General features: G+C 43.9%; 16 protein-coding genes. 8 read left to right on the top strand and 8 right to left on the bottom strand.

Going from position 1 to position 16,998, the window contains the following annotated elements:
• Positions 1 to 167 precede the first annotated feature (167 nt).
• The 6 genes from ACFI6J_RS14730 (at position 168) to dkgB (ending at position 5,506) form a co-directional block, all read left to right on the top strand.
• Positions 168 to 1,025 (top strand): PHP domain-containing protein, encoded by an 858-nt coding sequence (locus tag ACFI6J_RS14730; protein ID WP_187446823.1) that lies wholly within the window; start codon positions 168 to 170, stop codon positions 1,023 to 1,025.
• 226 nt (positions 1,026 to 1,251) lie between these two features.
• Positions 1,252 to 1,872 carry an L-threonylcarbamoyladenylate synthase gene (locus tag ACFI6J_RS14725; protein ID WP_014948946.1) on the top strand — a complete coding sequence of 207 codons (621 nt, stop codon included), beginning with the start codon at positions 1,252 to 1,254 and terminating at the stop codon, positions 1,870 to 1,872.
• A gap of 224 nt (positions 1,873 to 2,096) precedes the next feature.
• A complete protein-coding gene (locus ACFI6J_RS14720; RefSeq protein ID WP_462586258.1) occupies positions 2,097 to 2,957 on the top strand; it encodes a segregation and condensation protein A in 861 nt (286 codons plus the stop codon).
• Positions 2,944 to 3,537, top strand: coding sequence for an SMC-Scp complex subunit ScpB (gene scpB / locus ACFI6J_RS14715; protein ID WP_014948948.1), 594 nt, complete (start codon positions 2,944 to 2,946; stop codon positions 3,535 to 3,537). The genes ACFI6J_RS14720 and scpB overlap by 14 nt, the downstream gene beginning before the upstream one ends.
• A 40-nt stretch (positions 3,538 to 3,577) precedes the next feature.
• The gene (gene rluB, locus ACFI6J_RS14710; protein ID WP_014948949.1) at positions 3,578 to 4,474 is read left to right on the top strand and encodes a 23S rRNA pseudouridine(2605) synthase RluB; all 897 of its coding nucleotides are present in this window, start codon (positions 3,578 to 3,580) and stop codon (positions 4,472 to 4,474) included.
• Positions 4,475 to 4,702: 228 nt separating this feature from the next.
• Positions 4,703 to 5,506, top strand: a complete 804-nt coding sequence (gene dkgB, locus ACFI6J_RS14705; RefSeq protein WP_348670713.1) for a 2,5-didehydrogluconate reductase DkgB — start codon at positions 4,703 to 4,705, stop codon at positions 5,504 to 5,506.
• A gap of 223 nt (positions 5,507 to 5,729) precedes the next feature.
• Here the strand turns inward: dkgB and ACFI6J_RS14700 are convergent, their stop codons facing one another.
• Both ACFI6J_RS14700 and ACFI6J_RS14695 read right to left on the bottom strand, forming a co-directional pair.
• Positions 5,730 to 6,293 carry a sugar O-acetyltransferase gene (locus ACFI6J_RS14700; protein WP_348670714.1) on the bottom strand — a complete coding sequence of 188 codons (564 nt, stop codon included), beginning with the start codon at positions 6,291 to 6,293 and terminating at the stop codon, positions 5,730 to 5,732.
• A 40-nt stretch (positions 6,294 to 6,333) separates the two neighbouring features.
• Positions 6,334 to 7,005 carry a hypothetical protein gene (locus tag ACFI6J_RS14695; RefSeq protein WP_348670715.1) on the bottom strand — a complete coding sequence of 224 codons (672 nt, stop codon included), beginning with the start codon at positions 7,003 to 7,005 and terminating at the stop codon, positions 6,334 to 6,336.
• Positions 7,006 to 7,632: 627 nt separating this feature from the next.
• Here ACFI6J_RS14695 and ACFI6J_RS14690 point away from each other — a divergent pair.
• Both ACFI6J_RS14690 and ACFI6J_RS14685 read left to right on the top strand, forming a co-directional pair.
• The gene (locus ACFI6J_RS14690; protein ID WP_278346130.1) at positions 7,633 to 8,127 is read left to right on the top strand and encodes an arsenate reductase family protein; all 495 of its coding nucleotides are present in this window, start codon (positions 7,633 to 7,635) and stop codon (positions 8,125 to 8,127) included.
• 12 nt (positions 8,128 to 8,139) lie between these two features.
• Positions 8,140 to 9,426: a DUF445 domain-containing protein gene (locus ACFI6J_RS14685; RefSeq protein ID WP_168462764.1), complete on the top strand. Its 1,287-nt coding sequence runs from the start codon at positions 8,140 to 8,142 to the stop codon at positions 9,424 to 9,426.
• Between the two features lie 133 nt (positions 9,427 to 9,559).
• On the opposite strand, the gene tmpT is transcribed toward ACFI6J_RS14685, so the two are convergent.
• The 6 genes from tmpT to ACFI6J_RS14655 all read right to left on the bottom strand — a co-directional run bounded on the left by tmpT (position 9,560) and on the right by ACFI6J_RS14655 (position 16,965).
• On the bottom strand, positions 9,560 to 10,213 hold the full coding sequence (gene tmpT, locus ACFI6J_RS14680; RefSeq protein ID WP_061485353.1) for a thiopurine S-methyltransferase: 654 nt from the start codon (positions 10,211 to 10,213) through the stop codon (positions 9,560 to 9,562).
• Positions 10,214 to 10,318: 105 nt separating this feature from the next.
• The gene (locus ACFI6J_RS14675) at positions 10,319 to 10,675 is read right to left on the bottom strand and encodes an outer membrane protein assembly factor BamE (protein ID WP_012517879.1); all 357 of its coding nucleotides are present in this window, start codon (positions 10,673 to 10,675) and stop codon (positions 10,319 to 10,321) included.
• 124 nt (positions 10,676 to 10,799) lie between these two features.
• A complete protein-coding gene (recN, locus tag ACFI6J_RS14670; RefSeq protein ID WP_061485355.1) occupies positions 10,800 to 12,485 on the bottom strand; it encodes a DNA repair protein RecN in 1,686 nt (561 codons plus the stop codon).
• A 402-nt stretch (positions 12,486 to 12,887) separates the two neighbouring features.
• Positions 12,888 to 13,397, bottom strand: coding sequence for a DNA starvation/stationary phase protection protein Dps (gene dps, locus ACFI6J_RS14665; protein WP_014976104.1), 510 nt, complete (start codon positions 13,395 to 13,397; stop codon positions 12,888 to 12,890).
• A gap of 259 nt (positions 13,398 to 13,656) precedes the next feature.
• Positions 13,657 to 14,532: an NAD(+) kinase gene (gene nadK / locus ACFI6J_RS14660; protein WP_014948959.1), complete on the bottom strand. Its 876-nt coding sequence runs from the start codon at positions 14,530 to 14,532 to the stop codon at positions 13,657 to 13,659.
• A gap of 90 nt (positions 14,533 to 14,622) precedes the next feature.
• The gene (locus tag ACFI6J_RS14655) at positions 14,623 to 16,965 is read right to left on the bottom strand and encodes a fatty acid cis/trans isomerase (RefSeq protein WP_348670557.1); all 2,343 of its coding nucleotides are present in this window, start codon (positions 16,963 to 16,965) and stop codon (positions 14,623 to 14,625) included.
• Positions 16,966 to 16,998: the final 33 nt, after the last annotated feature.

Below are 16,998 nucleotides of genomic sequence, written 5' to 3'. Positions count from 1 at the left end.
CACCACCAAGCTGCAACTGTCATTGCTGTTGAAATATTGTATGAATGCATGAATTACTCGTTGTTTTTCCAAACTTCAATAGGATTTGAAGCGGTTAGTACGTATACTTTGTGTGTATAGAAGAAAACAAATTGCCGTTTGTGTCAACCTAAAATTTGCATAAGACATTGAAAATAGATCTACACAGTCATACAAAATTCTCTGATGGCCACCTAACGCCAGAAGAATTAATCCTTCGCGCACACACCATGCAGGTGGATGCGCTTGCCGTTACCGACCACGATACCGTAGCCGGTTTGGAAGAAGCACATGCCACTCAATCGAAGCAAAAACGTGCTTTAACCATTATTGATGGTGTTGAAATTTCCACCACTTGGCACAGTTTCGATATCCATATAGTTGGATTAAATGTGGACAGACACTGCCCAACGTTTCTTGAGCGGCTGCAAGGCCAGTCTCAAACCCGAGAAGCCCGAGCTGAAAAAATTGCTGATAAGCTCGAAAAGTGTGGGTTTGAAGGTGTTCTAACGCGAGCAAAAGCGCTAGCGGGCGTTGGCCAGGTGACACGGGCGCACTTTGCGCGCGTATTAGTAAACAACTACGGTGTGCCAAGTATGGACGCCGCGTTTAAGAAGTATCTTGGCAAAGGCAAACGAGCTGCAGTTAAAGCAGAGTGGCCAAGTATCGAAACGGCTATCGAGTGGATACACGATGCAGGTGGACAAGCAGTACTGGCTCATCCTGCTCATTATGATATGACAGCGAAGTGGCTACGGCGTTTGGTGGCCTTGTTCGAACAAGCCGGTGGCGATGCCATTGAAACTGCGTTTCCAGGTATCAATAAAACCAAACAAGAGCTTATTAATGAGCTTGCACAAACCCATCAGTTACTAGCATCGGCGGGCTCTGATTTTCACTTTCCGTCTCGTTGGACTGAGCTGGGTAAGAACCTCGGCATTAGCAGTAAGCTCACACCCGTATGGCATAATTGGAAACAATTTGAAGGGCTGACGGCTGAAAGCTAAGAAAATCTAATTTGCTAAGCTCTGGGTATAAATGGGCAAGGTAAGGCAAATGGTTCACGTACGGTTGATGAGCGCTATAGCTAATTAAAATGCCGAGAGTTGGTTGGTAAAAAGCTTAAAAGCGAGTTTTACCCACGAGCTTAACCAGCAAGCTTTACGAGTGGACAGACACTTGCCTCGTTGGCAAAGTAGTATCGTTCTGCGCGTTTAAGAAAAGGAAGTAATTATGAGTCAATTTTTCTATGTGCACCCCGACAACCCGCAAAAGCGCCTTATTAGTCAGGCTTGTGAGTTAATTCGAGAGGGAGCAGTGGTGGTGTATCCGACAGACTCAGGCTACGCCATAGGTTGCCAAATGGAAGACAAAAAGGCGCTTGAGCAGTTGTGTCGTATTCGTCAAATCGATAAAGATCACAACTTTACCTTAATGTGTCGAGATATGTCTGAGCTATCAATTTACGCAAAGGTAGACAACACGGCGTTCAGACAAATTAAGAACAACACGCCAGGGCGCTACACCTTCGTGTTGAAAGCGACCCGCGAAGTACCAAAGCGTTTGCAAAACCCTAAACGTAAAACCATTGGAATTCGCGTGCCCGATAACGCCATTGCACTTGCATTATTGGAGGAGCTGGGCGAGCCATTGATGTCTACGTCTTTGATTTTGCCAGGCAATACCATGGCCGAATCAGACCCAGATGTCATTCGCGACAACTTAGAAAAGCAAGTAGGGCTTATTATTCATGGTGGTTACATTGGTGAGCAGCCCACAACGGTGGTTGATTTGTCGGAAGACACACCAGTAATTGTGCGACATGGCACGGGCGATCCGTCTCCCTTTGAGTAACTTTCGTTAGGCTGACTTTTTGAAAAGACTGTTTTAAATAGGTTATTTTAAATAGCTTCTTTTGCTAGTTGCAGGTGAAAGTTATAGTAGGAAACCGTAAGCTAAGTTTCTAAGGCCTGTAGCGCTTCGGTTTGCAGCGAAGCGCTGCAAGTTCTCGCGTGAACGCGTAAATAATAATATCAATAATCGCCGCTTTGTTAGCGCGTAAAAACGGTTGTGGAACTGTGTCAGAGCTTGAAGACAATAATAATGATAATGAGGCCTCTGTTGAGAAGGGGCTTTCGACACCTGTTCAGCAGCCGTTGCCACTTGCGTTTATTAATGGCGAAGCGCTAATTGAAAAGCCTGAAGATCTCTTCATTCCCCCCGATGCCCTAGAGGTCATATTAGAAACCTTCGAAGGGCCGCTCGACTTACTACTTTATCTGATTAGAAAACAAAAGTTTGATATCACCATACTGCCCATCGCTGATGTTACCAAGCAGTATATGGAGTATGTTGATGCCATGATGTCGCTAAAATTAGAGCTGGCGGCAGAGTACTTGCTGATGGCAGCCATATTGGCAGAAATTAAGTCCAGGCTTCTATTGCCTAAACGCAGTGACGATTCCGACGAAGAAGAAGACCCTCGAGCAGAGCTTATTCGCCGATTAAAAGAATACGAGCTAGTAAAGCAAGCGGCAGAAGATTTAGATATTCAGCCTAGACTTGAACGGGATATTTTCACCACTCACGTTGAACTAAGTGAGAATGTGGCGCCAATTCGCATTGAGCCCGATGTGTCTTTAGCTGAAATTGTATTGGCGTTCAGTGCGGCCATGAAGCGCGCTGAAGCGTTTGAACACCATACCATTGCACGGGAAGCACTGAGCACGCGAGAGCGCATGTCGCTCATCTTGTCGTTACTCACAACAACAGAATATACGCCACTTGAACGCCTATTTACGGTTGAAGAAGGTAAAGCTGGGGTAGTGGTTTGCTTCTTAGCAATTTTAGAATTAGTAAAAGAACAGCTAATTTTATGCATTCAGGCAGGTCCTTATGCAAAAATTCATGTAAAATTAGGTGCCCATGAAGAAAATTAACACGGCGCAGCTTAAACAATTGGTAGAGGCAGCAATATTTGTTGCTGATAAACCTATTTCAAAGCAGCATTTAAAAGAAACGGTACTCAATGAGTTTACCGTCGCTGATAGAACCTTGAGTAAGGTGATTAACGAGCTAAAGTTAGACTATCAGCCAAGAGGCATTCAATTGGTGGAAGTAGCAAGTGGCTATCGCTTTCAATCGTTAGATGCGTTAAGCCCGTGGTTAAGCAAATTGTGGCAGGAAAATGCGCCAAAGTATTCTAGAGCAATGCTCGAAACCTTGGCACTCATTGCCTATCGTCAACCTATAACCCGCGGAGAAATAGAGCAGGTAAGGGGCGTGGCGGTAAGCAGTAATATTATAAAGACACTCACAGAACGAGACTGGGTAAAGGTAGTAGGTCACAAAGAAGTGCCTGGGCGACCAGCGCTTTATGCAACTACCAAAGGCTTCTTAGACTATTTTTCGATGACGTCGTTGAGCGATTTGCCCAATGCTGATGCTTTCGAAAACATGGCTGAAAGCGTTGCGTCAGACTCGCCGCTTAAGGTGTTAAATGAGGCACCGTCTGAATAGACCGTGCGACCGTAAACAAGCAATTAAAGAGTGAAAACCCATGACTGAAAAGTTGCAAAAAGTACTGGCTAACCAAGGGCTAGGCTCGCGACGAGAAATGGAACGTTGGATTGAAGAAGGCCGAGTATCGGTCGATGGCACCAAAGCAACATTAGGAGATAGAGTCGACCACACCGCACAAATCCGTGTTGATGGTCATTTGCTATCTCGTCAAACAGAACAGCCAATTTGCCGAGTGTTGATGTACAACAAACCCGAAGGTGAATTGTGTAGCCGTCACGACCCTGAAGGTCGCGATACGGTATTTGACCGTCTACCCGCTATTCGACTAGGGCGCTGGATCACCGTTGGTCGTCTAGACATGAACACCAGTGGCCTGCTGTTATTCACCAACGATGGTGAACTAGCCAACCGCCTAATGCACCCGAAATGTGAAGTAGAACGCGAATACGCAGTACGTGTATTCGGTGAGGTAACAGGCAAAACACTACATACCCTTCAAAAAGGTGTAGAGCTGGAAGACGGCGAAGCAAAGTTCCTGACAATTTCAGGTGCGCCTACGCCGCAGCATGCTGAAGATGAAAGCATGAACCGTTGGTACAACGTAACGTTGAAAGAAGGGCGTAACCGCGAAGTGCGTCGTCTTTGGGAGTCGCAAGGCGTGCAAGTTAGCCGCTTGATCCGCGTTAAATATGGTCCAATTGAACTGCAGAAGCGTCTACCGCAAGGTGCGTGGGTAGAACTAGGATTAGAAGACGTAAACGCGCTTCGTAGCCATGTTCAATTGCCGGATGAAACGCAAACTATGGTTAATGTACGCCAGGGTAAACTTGACCACGCTCGTTTAAGTCGCATGCGTCGCTCGGTTAAAAAGCATAAAGTGCGTAAGCAACAAGGCTTAAATAAACGAGCTGGACGTCCCGCCAAACGTAAGTAATACTTAATTTATTCTTCACGTGTAAGTGATTACTCAAAGCCGCAAGCGTTCGCTAGCGGCTTTTTTATTTCAGTGACGTGCATTCTTCAACGTAATCACTAGGTTTGTCTCCCATTTAATCCTGATTTCAGTCACGATGATTACGATCTTCTTTCTAAGCGATGGCGTAGCAAAGTGTGAAGCTGCTACGTCAAGTAGGGTAAGACCAACACGGAAAAGGAGAGAGTAATGAAAGATATGCCTCAGTTAGGAATGGGAACGTTTCGGTTGAAAGGTGACGAGGCCCGTGAGTCAGTCAGTAAAGCGCTAGAGGTTGGGTTCAGACACATTGATACCGCACAATTTTATGACAACGAAGCACAAGTTGGCGATGCCATAAAAACCAGCGGCCTTGATAGAAGCGAACTGTTTGTCACCACCAAGGTGTGGCACGAGTCATTGGGCGATACCCATTTTATTCCAAGTGTTCACGAAAGCTTAGAAAAACTGAAGCTAGAATATGTTGATTTGCTTCTTATTCATTGGCCATATCCTAGCACTGATATTTCACTCGAAAGTTACTTAGGCAATCTTGCAAAGGCGAAAGAGCAAGGGCTTACTCGTCATATTGGGGTGTCTAATTTCACTATTGATTTGTTAGATAAGGCCGAAAAGGTTATTGGTAAAGGCGAGATTTACACCAACCAAATTGAAATCCATCCTTTCATGCAAAATAAGAAAGTTGTTGAAGCGTGTAAGGAAAAAGGCATAAAAGCGACTGCATATATGCCATTTGCGGTAGGAAAAGTAATGAAGGACGAAACTTTATTGCGAATAGCGCAAAACCACGATGCGACGCCAGCGCAAGTTGTTCTGGCGTGGATGGAGAAACGTCACATTTACGCAATCCCTTCATCAACCAGTAAAGTACACTTGGCAGAGAATTTAGCTTACGGTGGTGTACATTTAACTGATTCAGAGCTCGCGCTTATTGATGATCTTGATAACGGCGACCGAATTGTAAACCCAGATTTTGCTCCAGACTGGGATTAACGATTTATAGAGCGCGTTTGTCTTTAGACTACTAACGGGATAGCGTTTAATTTTACCTAGCTCTGTGTACTAGGCTAAAATCAGGGGCCGCCTTTGAGGTACTAATGGCGGCCCTTGAAGAGTCTTTGAATTACCGGTTCAGATTAAATCGATAGATGTGACTTGGTATGGACTCGTGTAAAGGTGTTTTTTAAAGCATGTGATACCGAAAACATCACATGCTCTATTCGGCTTGCTCTATTTCTTTGATGACTTTGGCAGGGTTACCACCTATGACCACATTGTCGCCAAAAGACTTAGTTACCACCGCGCCAGAGGCCACAACCACATTGTCTCCCAACGTTACGCCAGGGTTTATGACCGCCATACCACCAATCCAGCAATTATCGCCAATAGTAATGGGCTTGGCGAACTCGATGCCGGTTGCCCTTTGTACCGGATCTAATGGGTGCGTAGCGGTGTAGAAACCGACTTGAGGCGCAATCATGCAGTTATCACCTATCGTGACCTTCGCTGCATCTAAAATCACACAATTGAAGTTAGCGAAAAAATTTTCGCCTACGTGAATATTTTCGCCGTAATCACATTTGAATGAAGACTCAATGTAAAGCCTTTTTCCAGTATTACCAAACAGCTCTTTTAGTAGTCTTGTACGCTTTTTGTGGTCACTTTGACAAGTTGTGTTGAGCTCGTCTAATTGCATACGGCATTGCTTGCGCAATGCCGATAATGTTTTGTCTGACGGAAAGTATAAATCGCCAGCAAGCATCTTTTCTTGTTCAGTCATGCATTTCCAGTAGGTAAGCTTAAATGATTAAGCCAATACGTTACTGTGCACTGCCGTAGCTTACAATGACTTTTTGTTTTAGTTCATCGCTTTCAATGTCTAAGTTGACAGGGCGGTGCAAAACAATGCTGCCGTCCACAGTAACCGATGCACTAATCGATAGGGTAGGTTTGTTGTCTGATTTCTTGCCCCAAGCGCTTTCACTTTCCTTATATACGATATCGCCTAAAATGTGAGAAGAGCCAGACAAAGTAATATCGCCGTTGAGTGTTTTGATGTGTTTTTCAATGGTTGTATCGACGGCTGTTATGTCTCCATTCACTGTTTCAACGCTACCGCCAATTGCACTTTGCGTAGGAAGTGTAACATTTCCATTCACGGTCTCTACACCCTTAAGCACATTGAGGTGTGAAGCTGCACTTACATCGCCATTTACAATATCGATATTTCGGACAGACACATGGCTACCCATTTCAAGATTTCCGTTAACGATGCTGACTTCATCCGCGCCACCATGATCGCTAATTTCCACATTGCCATTAACAGAAGAAATATCACCAGCGTGTTTCCCTTCAGCTATGTCAATATTGCCTAGAATAGAACTGAAATCGCTGCCTTCTAATGCGCTAGCGTCGCCAACATGGATAACGCAGCCAGTAAGCAAAGAGGCTGAAAGCAACATAGCTGCACTAGTAATAATAGACTTTTTCATATTCTTATATCCTTGATTGTTTCATAAATACTTAATAACACGCTTTAACGGTATTAATATCAAACACAAATTTTGTTGTGCATTTATAAAATACATATCACGTATCATGCCACTCTTAAAAAGCATTTAAAATCAAATGGTTAGTTTAATATGCTAAAGGGTGGAGACTGCCTCAATGGTGTAATAACTAATTTTATAGTTTCATCTGCCACCGGATGGCGAATTTGACCATTTTGTACCACATGGCTCTAGGCTCAGAAGGGATTTCAGAAGGGGACAGACACTCGCTTGAAGAAATTATTTAAAGAAATGGACAGACACTCAATGTGAATACATCTTTTTGGTTACAAGCTACTTTTTTGAGTGTGTGTCCAAGAAGTACAGGTAGCTATTTGAGTGTGTGTCCAACGAGTACGGGCAAGGTTTTAGCCTATGTGAGTGTCCGTCCTCGAATTGTATTTGGTTACAAGCTGCTTTTTTGAGTGTGTGTCCAAGAAGTACAGGTAGCTATTTGAGTGTGTGTCCAACGAGTACAGGCAAGGTTTTAGCCTATGCGAGTGTCTGTCCTCGAATTTTAATAGTATGTTGGTATATGTGGTTTTTACTTTTTAGTGAGGTTAGGTGGCGATGATAAAGATTTATCACAACCCAGAGTGCGGCACGTCTAGGAATGTACTGGCGGTGATCAAGGCCGCTGGGTATGAGGTGCAGGTTATTGAGTATTTACGTGTTGGGTGGGAACGTGAACAACTAACTTATTTGTTGAATGCAGCTAACCTTAACCCTCGACAAGCGCTTCGCACAACAAAGTCGCCTGCTGCTGAATTAGGGTTACTTGATGAAACAGTGAGTAACGAAATCATCTTTGAATTGATGCTGGAACATCCCGTTTTAGTGAATAGGCCTATTGTTTGCATTCCCAAAGGTGAACACGAAAAAGCAGTTTCTTTACCTCTTGGGAGAGTTGAAGGTAATTCCTATTCTGATAACGCGAAAGAAACAGTGAAATTATGCCGGCCAAGTGAAGCTGTACTGGATATTTTGCCTGTATGGCCACAAGGCCCTTTTGCTAAAGAAGACGGCACACCACTTATAGACCAAGATGGTAAACGAGTAATTTAAACGGAGTAGTTTATGCAGGACAAGTACACGCAATTGAATAAGGCTAAAAGGCTTGCATTGGCCTGTTTGATTTTTGCCGCAAGTGTATTTGTTTTAACGGTTTTACTTCCCAAGTTTTATCCAAACTTGCAAGGAGTATGGTGGTTGGGGCTTATTAAGATGGCCAGTGAGGCGGCGCTCATCGGTGGTCTAGCTGACTGGTTTGCAGTGACGGCATTATTTAAGCCAATTCCAGCGAAGTACCCCATTCCGCACACCAATATCGTGGCTAGTAACAAGTCTGTTATTGCTAATAACCTGTCATTGTTCGTTAAGGAAAAGTTCTTTCATCCTGAAGCAATAGAGAAGCTAATTCGGGACAGCGACCCTGCAAAGGGCGCGGGAAGGTGGTTGTCACAAGATAGAAACGCTACCCGTTTAAGTCGCTTTCTATGCGATGCTTTTGCAGGCGTTCTTCGCGTGCTCGATGACAAACCTGTGAAAGCGTTTATCGCTAAAACCGCACAGAAGGGCATTAACCAACTTGATCTTAGGCAATTGATGGCAACCTCGTTAAGCGCCGTTACGAAAGAGCGCCAGCATCAGGTAGTGCTTGATAGGGTGTTAGGGAAATTGGCCTCACTGCTTGCAGAGCCAGAAACCCAAATCTACATAGCAGATACGTTAGTAGTCTGGCTAAAAACTGAATACAGTCGTATCGAAAAGCTATTGCCGTCTAGTTGGCTAAGCGAGCAGGGAGCACTCATTGCTGTTAAAGCGGTTTCAAGTATTTTGGAAGATGTATACGAAGATGAGCATCACCCCATTCGCCATGCATTTGATGAGCAAGTACACGAATTCCTCTACGAACTACAGCACAGCCCGTTAATGGAGAAAAAGGTAAACAGCTATCGGGAAAAAATTATTAATGACCCAGCGTTAAACGCGTATGTTCAGCAATCATGGGCCAAGTTTCATCAATGGCTTTTAACGTCTCTTGAACAGCAAAATGGTAAAGCAGAAACAAAGGTGTCGAGCCTTTTAAACGATTTGGGTACCACGTTAACGCAAGACAGTGAGCTAGCAAAAGCGTTCAATAAGCACATTGGAGAAGCGGCTAAATACATGGCGCCTGAGTTGGCTGAATTTCTAACCCGTCACATTCGCGACACCATCAATAGTTGGGATGAACGTGAAATGGCTGAGCAGGTAGAGTTGAATATTGGCCGCGATCTTCAAAAAGTTCGCATAAACGGCACGATCGTAGGCGGGTTGATAGGTGCAATATTGTTTGGCATAGAGGCACTGCTTGGCCTCTAGTCATTTATTTAAGCAAGTCGCATTAGCTGGTGTGGGTATGAATAGCTTTAGTGTCGCTGTTAATCAGCGCTAAAACGCAAACTATAAAGCAACCATTTCAACGCTTTCTATTGGCAACAAATCTTAAAAAAGTCTACTTCGCCGTTAGTGCAAATACCAAATTATCAGCGTCTACTTTGCCTTTCAAACCGCCTTCAAGCACCGAGCGCTCTAACCTTTGAATGTTGTAGTCCGCTGAATAAAGAGCGTCGACGGTTTTTTCGTTTACGCTAAAGGGAGGGCCGGCCATTTCATTCTGGTCATACTCGAAAGAAATGATTAGCTGGGGGGCGCATTGAGTAATGGCCATTAAATGCGCAGCATATTGCTCGCGAAGCGGGCTAGGCAGCGCGACTAAAGCGGCTCTATCATAAATGCCCGTAACGTCACCTAAGTCGCTTGATGTAAGTTTAAAGATATCACCTACGTAAATGGTTAAACCGTCTATAGCGTAAATTTTACCGTTGGAAGTAGTGGTAACGGTAGGCTCTACACCTAGCTCTTCAAACAGCTGTATAATAGCCACTTCGCTTAGCTCAGCACCAACCACTTCACAACCCTTGGAGAGTAACCAACCAATATCTCGGGTCTTTCCACATAGTGGTACAAAAATGCGCTTTAAAGATGTGCTAGGACTATCGTCGCCAAACAGAAAAGACGCATACTTTACCAGAAGTGCATTCCCTTCAGGTTCGTGAAATCCAATCTCGTTCTTTTGCCATTTACTGTGCCAAAAACTATGTTCCATATAAACCTCAAGTAAGTAAGCGATATATCTCTAAAAAAACAGACGTTTTTATGAAGGGTATTAGAAACAAAAAAGGTAGCGAGAAACGCTACCTTTTAAACAAAATTAGTTATCAAGCGGTGTATTGAAGTCTTCAGATAACTCGAAGTCACCTTCAACCGTTGTCACTTTGTTGTCTACAAAGTTAATCACCATTTGCTTTTGAAAATCTTCACCACGCTTTTTCATACCGCGCTTCATATCGTAAACGTAGTACCAAGTGTCATCGTCGAATGAGTCTTGAACAACAGGGTTACCTAGTACATAAATAACTTGTTCTTTTGTCATTCCAACGCGCAGCTTTTCCACATCTCTTTGATCAAGGAAGTTTCCTTGAGGAACGTCGATTCGATAAATCCAGTTCGAGCAAGCGGTTGATGTTAGTGTGATACCAAGAATTACTAATAGGTGTTGCAACTTCATGCGTTAATTTGTCCAGTATTGCCTTTGTTAGTGTCAATGAACTTCGCTAAAGCGAATTTCGAGACTGTTTTATTGCAAGCGCGAAGGCATGCTACATTGACAACTATGACCAATCAACTGCATTTTAGTTCGATGCTGCGCTTTTAAGCAGTTCTTTTGCATTCGCTAGCGCCGATTTGGTTACTTTATCACCGGCTAATAGTCTTGCAAGCTCATCGATCCTGTCTTGCTTCGTCAACGCCAACATCTGGGTTTCAGTACTTTCCCCGTCGGTAAGCTTGGTAACAAACAATTGATTATGTGCCTGTGCCGCTACTTGAGGTAGATGGGTAACACACATTACTTGCGATTGTTTACCTAATTTACGTAAAAGCCCGCCAACGATTGATGCTGTTGGGCCGCTAATGCCCGTATCGACTTCATCGAAAATCATAGTAGGGGTAGCGTGATGGCCGCTCGCGATAACCTGAATAGCCAGTCCTATACGAGAAAGTTCACCACCTGATACGACTTTTTCTAATTTGTCTGCATCTTGACCAGGGTTGGTAGACACTTTAAATTCTACGGTATCTAGACCTGTGCTCACCGGCTTCTTAAGTTCGTCGTATTGAATCTGAATATCCACTTTTGCGTGGGGCATATTCATTTGGCGAATTTGCACTTCAATATCTTCGCTTAGCTTACCAGCAGCACGTTGCCTGCTCTCAGAAAGCGCTTTGGTCGCGGTTAAATACGTTGCTCGTGCTTCTTCTACTTCGCCTTCAAGCGTACCTAACAGTGTTTCCTGTTCCGATAAAGCATTGAATTCGGCGGCTAGCTCTTGGTGATGCTGATAAAGTCCCTCTGGCATCACAGTATGTTTACGGGCAAGTTCCATCGCCTTCGCATAGCGCGCCTCAACTTGCTGTAAGCGAAGTGGATCGATCTCTAAGTGATCGCAGTAGCTACGTAGCTCTCCTGCCGCTTCTTCTACTTGAATTGCTGCATCATTAAGCATTGCAATGATTGGCGTTAAACTAGCGTCGTGCGCCTCTAATTCGCCTAAACGTTCAATACTGCTTTGTATAACTGACAGTGCGTTGCCTTCATCGCTTTCATATAAATTGTATACGCTAGTCTGTGCTTGCTCTAAAAGGCTTTGCCCGTTACTCAGGCGTTTGTGCTCTATTTCTAACTCTTCAAATTCACCCTCTTCAATGGCGAATTCATCAAGTTCTTGAACCTGATAAGTTAACAGCTGAATTCTGTCTTCGCGCTGCTGGGCTTGTTCTTGAAGCGCCTTTAACGTGCGCTGCTTATCACGCCAAAGAGAGTAGGTTTCTCTAACCTGCACTAATATGTCGTTGTGCTTAGCGTAACCATCGACTAATTCCCTTTGATGGTCTTCTTTCAGCAACTGTAGGTGAGTATTTTGACCGTGAATGGCCAACAAAAACTGGCCTAAGCGTTTTAACTGCTGAAGTGAAGCGGGAATACCGTTGATAAAAGCTTTTGAACGGCCTTCCTTTGAAATAACTCTGCGAATAAAGCAGCTATTCTCATCTTCATCTGAGGTGAGCTCATGTTCATCGAGGAAGGCTTTAGCTAATACATTGCCGTCTAAAGAAAAGTGAGCAATGATCTCCGCTTTTGCACTACCTTTTCGCACCGCATTTGCGTCGGCGCGCTCGCCTAAGCACAAACTTAAAGCATCAATGGCGATGGATTTACCAGCACCGGTTTCGCCGGTTATAGCAGTCAACCCGTTTTCCAGTTGAACCGATAATTGTTTTACAACAGCAAAATTTGAAATAGAAAGATGCGCTAACATAACCACACTCGAAAAAAGTTGAACATGATGATATATACAGTAACTGATAATATATACAGTATTTTTTCTGTGTAAAGTTAAGTCGTAAATATTTTACTTAAAAATTAAAGTGGATTGTGAAAAGTTTAAATAAATCAATAGTTTATAGAGCTTTTAAAAAGGAGTGGTTATGAGTAACCCATTAATAATAGGCTGCGCTAGATGCGTTCGTTACAGTGGTTATACAGTAGTAAATTAGCTCAATGCTAAGTAGCTGAATAACTCAAAAGCAAGCGGTAAACAATTCCACAACGCAGTAGAGAACCTGATAGCAAAAAGGAGAGCGTAAGCTCTCCTTAAAATTCAATTTCAATTAAATAGCAGGTAGTCCGAATGACTATGTGGTTTACCAGCAATTATACATTATTGCTGAAGTTCACCGCTGCCAGACTCAATGTGCGCGCGCACAAACCACTGGAACTGTTCTAAATCTGCAAGTTGGCCGGTGATCATATCTTCCGATACTGGGTCAATTTCACCTAAAAGCTCTAACGCTTTTCTATGGTCACCATTTACACCGTCATATACGGCATCCAGCGCCTTAAGGTGGTCAAGTACTAAACCTTTACCCAACTCATAATCGTTCCAGCTGCGACCTTCAACAATGGCTTTCGGTGTACCTTTAGGTACGCCACCTAACGTGGCAATTCGCTCTGCAATTGTGTCGGTCATTTCGCGTACCGCATCTACCTGCGGGTCCAACATTTCATGCACACCGATAAAATTTGGTCCTACTACATTCCAATGAATGTGCTTCAACGTTAACTGTAAATCTAATAGTGCAACCAATCGCTGATCCAATACCTTGATTGTTTTGGCAGCTGCATCGTTATCCATTCCAGGGGCTGTAAATTTGATATTGGTGTTACTCATGATATCTCCTATTGAATGCAAATAAGTCAGCGGGATGCGAAACATCATTTAGGCCAAATAACAAAGACCTTGTGCTGACGACTTGTTGTAATAGGTGCAACAGGTATGCCGAAAACTTATATTTCTATAAGTCTTGGTTTTCGTTAAGGAAATTAGAGAAGATTAAAAAATCTTTATTTTTCAAGCCTGTAGCAATCAAGAAAATGCTACAGGCTTATGTAATAAATGCACATGGAATCAACTAAATGGAGCAGGGAGGTTAGTAAAGCTTACTACCCCAACCTAACTTTTTACGAAGTACATTGAAGTAGCTGTAGCCCTTAGGGTGAACAAGATGGAGTTTGTCTACGCTTTTGTTTATTCGAATTTCATCGCCAGGTAGCACCGGCAGGACAATATGGCTATCGCAACTCACTTGTAGCGAGTCACTATTAACCTTTGATACTTTCATCGATACCTGACTGTCAGCATCAACAACGATTGGACGGCTGCTCAGTGTGTGAGGAAACATGGGTACCAACGTAAGTGCATCTAGTTTGGGCATAATAATAGGGCCGCCCGCTGATAAAGAGTAAGCCGTTGAACCTGTAGGTGTGGCTACTATTAATCCGTCGCTGCGCTGACTGAATACAAATTGCTCATCGATGTAAATTTCAAATTCCATCATATGGGCAACTTTTCCGTGGTGAAGTACCACTTCGTTTACAGCAGAGTTGTTACTTTTAAGCTTTTCGTGTCGATAAACTTCTACTTCAAGTAAGAAGCGCTCTTCTACTACGCATTCACCGTTAAAGATAAGGTCAAGTTGTTGAACAATATCATCGGGGTGGATATCAGTTAAAAAGCCTAGGTTTCCGCGGTTTACACCGACAACGTGAATGTCAAAGCGAGCGAGCACACGTGCTGCACCAAGCATGCTGCCGTCACCGCCGACCACAACGGCAAGGTCAGCCTCTTTGCCAATAGTGACAAGGTTACAGCTTTTAAAGTTCTCGGTTTCAAGCTCTTCAGCAATACTTTCCTCAACCAATAGTTTGCATCCTTTAGCCAACAAATATTCGGCAAGAATGTTTAAGCTGTCATGAGTTGCAGCGTGCTGAGGTTTTCCAATTAAAGCAACGGTTTGATAGGGCATGGAATGCTAATGTCCTTTCATTTCCAATGGTTGGACATTAGCACAGGTTTTTTGCAAAAGAAAAGCGTAATACGGCACACAGCGCAAGGTTTAGCGATCTTCTAACCGATTATAGTCGAGAAGACCGCCTTCAATAGGATAGCGCTCGCTAGACCATTGCATTAATTTATCACTAAACGCCCAAAAATTAGGGTTGGTTCGACGCATGCCAACATCGTCGAGCAGGGCTTTGTAATCGGCTTCGCTTTTAATGGATTTAAGCTTCTCAATCGAAGACGTTATTTCTGAGGCATTGATATACCAGAATGCGTCGGGGTAACTGCCCAACAAACCATGAACTAGCGTGATTGAATCTTTAGAAGGCTCCCGGTTTTCCTCTTCTTCAAATAGGCTATTTACATTGTAATGCGCGCTATTTCTAAGGGCAGTGAATACATCAATGTTGTCTGGGCTCTTGTCGTCTTGAATCACAATCATGGTAGTTTCAGGCATCAACGTCGCTTGTTGAGCAGGAATCGAATCTAAGCGCTTTAATGCTTCGAACTGTTCAGCTGATAGCGAACGTTTATTGTAGGTTGAGGCATTAGGTTGAACTTTAGCCAAGTATTGCGATAACAATTGATAAAGTTCTTGTTGAGGATTATCTGTTTCGAACGCTATGCCAGAAGGTTGTTCGAAACTGTTGATATCACCTTCCAAATAATCGGTAAGTTCAGGGCTTGCGTTTTGATACCAATCGTCAAGAAGGTCATGGCGGGTAGTTGGAGGAAGTAGATTAAGGAAGTTCGATTCACCTTCCATGCGCAAGAAATCCATGTACAAACGGGTCAATAACTGATGGCCATAATTGCCGTAAACATCAAAGCCAGCCACAAGCAAGTAGTGAATGCGCTCTAACAAGGCATAGTCAATCACCCATGCTGTTTTAGTGGGCTGGCCAACCATCCCCTTAACAACTGTGGCATTATCGAAATGACGAAATACGGTTAAGCTGGCATTGGTATTATCGCCGTCGCCATCCCATATACTCGACATGCTTAAATGCTCTTCATTTTTGAACTCATTGTTCAAAAAGGTGGTTCTTGCACGCATATATTCGCCTTGGCGCTTTGCGTATTTAACCCAGTTTACCGCAAGGGCTGAGCTATCTTTTTCAGCGGGAAGGTGGAGGTTTTCTTTTTGAGAAGCGTAAAAAGCATTTACTTTTTCAGATGCTGCAATGTCTGGGTCGACAAAGAACACCCAGAATCGATCGTTAATGACGTTAAGCGCGACTTGTCCTCTGCACACGGGACCTTTGATATAACCCATAATGGTGTTTTGCGCGCGCTCAAGCATAAATCGATAACGACTTTCTACTGGCAATAAGGTAAAGGCCGTTAATGGGTTGGCCGCCACTTGGGGTTTGTATGATGGTAATGTTTCTACAGAAAATTCTGCGTCGACAAACCACGATTGCCATTTATCCATCAGTGTTTTATTAATGGCGTACGCTTGATGTGTTTTACTCACAATAGTTGAATGCACTGGCTGTAGACGATAGTAAACGCGCTCGACCTCCGGATCGTCGAAGGGTCTGCGAGTAGCAATAATATCTAACGCTTGTCCGGGTGGTGTACGCGAGCGCACTAGATTAAAAAACTGAGGCGTTTTACCTTTTTCTGAAATATCTTCGAAATAGAGGTGAGACGTAAACAAGTGTTCGTAAATATAGCGTGCGGAAAGCTGCATCTTGTTGCTATCCCCATTAAGCCACACTTCCAAACCAGTTATGTTCTCATTCAGTTCTTGTGAGAGCGCTTTGGGTAAAGGTAACGGCGCACCATGGTTTAACCACTGAATGAGTGTAGAGTGCTCCGCATCCGACAGGGCTGGCAGTGCGTAGGGCATGCCTCCCAGGGGCTGGCCTGCTATGTACCCGCCCATTTCATCTATTGTTGGGCATTGGTTTTGTCGATTTAAGCTTATATCGAAATTGTCACCTAAATGAGCGGTGTTGGGCAAAGGGTGCTGTTTTTTTAGCAAAAGCATTTGCGCTAGCACCGAAGATTGGGTCGGCGAAGCGTTAGGTTTTTCTTTCGATTCGAGCACGTCGAAAAAGCCACGCTCTCGCCATGCGTCTACGTTGTGGGCGTCGAGAAACATTCTATTGGGTTGGGCAGCGGTGAGTCGTGTCCCTTCATAGACTTTTTCTTTGTTAGCACCTCTGGCTATACCCTCTGGAGATGACATCTTTAGTTGGCATGGCGCATCGTAACAGGCGTGGCAGACAACACAGCGCTGCGTTAGTACTGGGTTTACTTGTGTGTCAAAGAAATTGTCGGGCAAATTCTCCATGGCGGGCATGACGTTGTTTGATGAAAGTAAAGGAGCGTCAGGTTTCGGCCATTGCCATATCGCTATAGCGATAATTGCTATAAGCAACGAAATCATACCGAGTTTCTTCATAATCGTAGTCCACAGAAA

It is taken from the genome of Alteromonas sp. G4i13, from assembly GCF_054960505.1.
Note: the sequence above shows the minus strand (reverse complement) of the source record. Positions and strands in the feature narration are given on the sequence as shown.

Excerpts from the sequence above, each read along its gene's own strand:
- ACFI6J_RS14725 (WP_014948946.1), top strand. The coding sequence starts at position 1,252 with ATGAGTCAATTTTTCTATGTGCACCCCGACAACCCGCAAAAGCGCCTT.
- scpB (WP_014948948.1), top strand. The coding sequence starts at position 2,944 with ATGAAGAAAATTAACACGGCGCAGCTTAAACAATTGGTAGAGGCAGCA.
- rluB (WP_014948949.1), top strand. The coding sequence starts at position 3,578 with ATGACTGAAAAGTTGCAAAAAGTACTGGCTAACCAAGGGCTAGGCTCG.
- dkgB (WP_348670713.1), top strand. The coding sequence starts at position 4,703 with ATGAAAGATATGCCTCAGTTAGGAATGGGAACGTTTCGGTTGAAAGGT.
- ACFI6J_RS14700 (WP_348670714.1), bottom strand. The coding sequence starts at position 6,293 with ATGACTGAACAAGAAAAGATGCTTGCTGGCGATTTATACTTTCCGTCA.
- ACFI6J_RS14695 (WP_348670715.1), bottom strand. The coding sequence starts at position 7,005 with ATGAAAAAGTCTATTATTACTAGTGCAGCTATGTTGCTTTCAGCCTCT.
- ACFI6J_RS14690 (WP_278346130.1), top strand. The coding sequence starts at position 7,633 with ATGATAAAGATTTATCACAACCCAGAGTGCGGCACGTCTAGGAATGTA.
- ACFI6J_RS14685 (WP_168462764.1), top strand. The coding sequence starts at position 8,140 with ATGCAGGACAAGTACACGCAATTGAATAAGGCTAAAAGGCTTGCATTG.
- tmpT (WP_061485353.1), bottom strand. The coding sequence starts at position 10,213 with ATGGAACATAGTTTTTGGCACAGTAAATGGCAAAAGAACGAGATTGGA.
- ACFI6J_RS14675 (WP_012517879.1), bottom strand. The coding sequence starts at position 10,675 with ATGAAGTTGCAACACCTATTAGTAATTCTTGGTATCACACTAACATCA.
- recN (WP_061485355.1), bottom strand. The coding sequence starts at position 12,485 with ATGTTAGCGCATCTTTCTATTTCAAATTTTGCTGTTGTAAAACAATTA.
- dps (WP_014976104.1), bottom strand. The coding sequence starts at position 13,397 with ATGAGTAACACCAATATCAAATTTACAGCCCCTGGAATGGATAACGAT.
- nadK (WP_014948959.1), bottom strand. The coding sequence starts at position 14,532 with ATGCCCTATCAAACCGTTGCTTTAATTGGAAAACCTCAGCACGCTGCA.
- ACFI6J_RS14655 (WP_348670557.1), bottom strand. The coding sequence starts at position 16,965 with ATGATTTCGTTGCTTATAGCAATTATCGCTATAGCGATATGGCAATGG.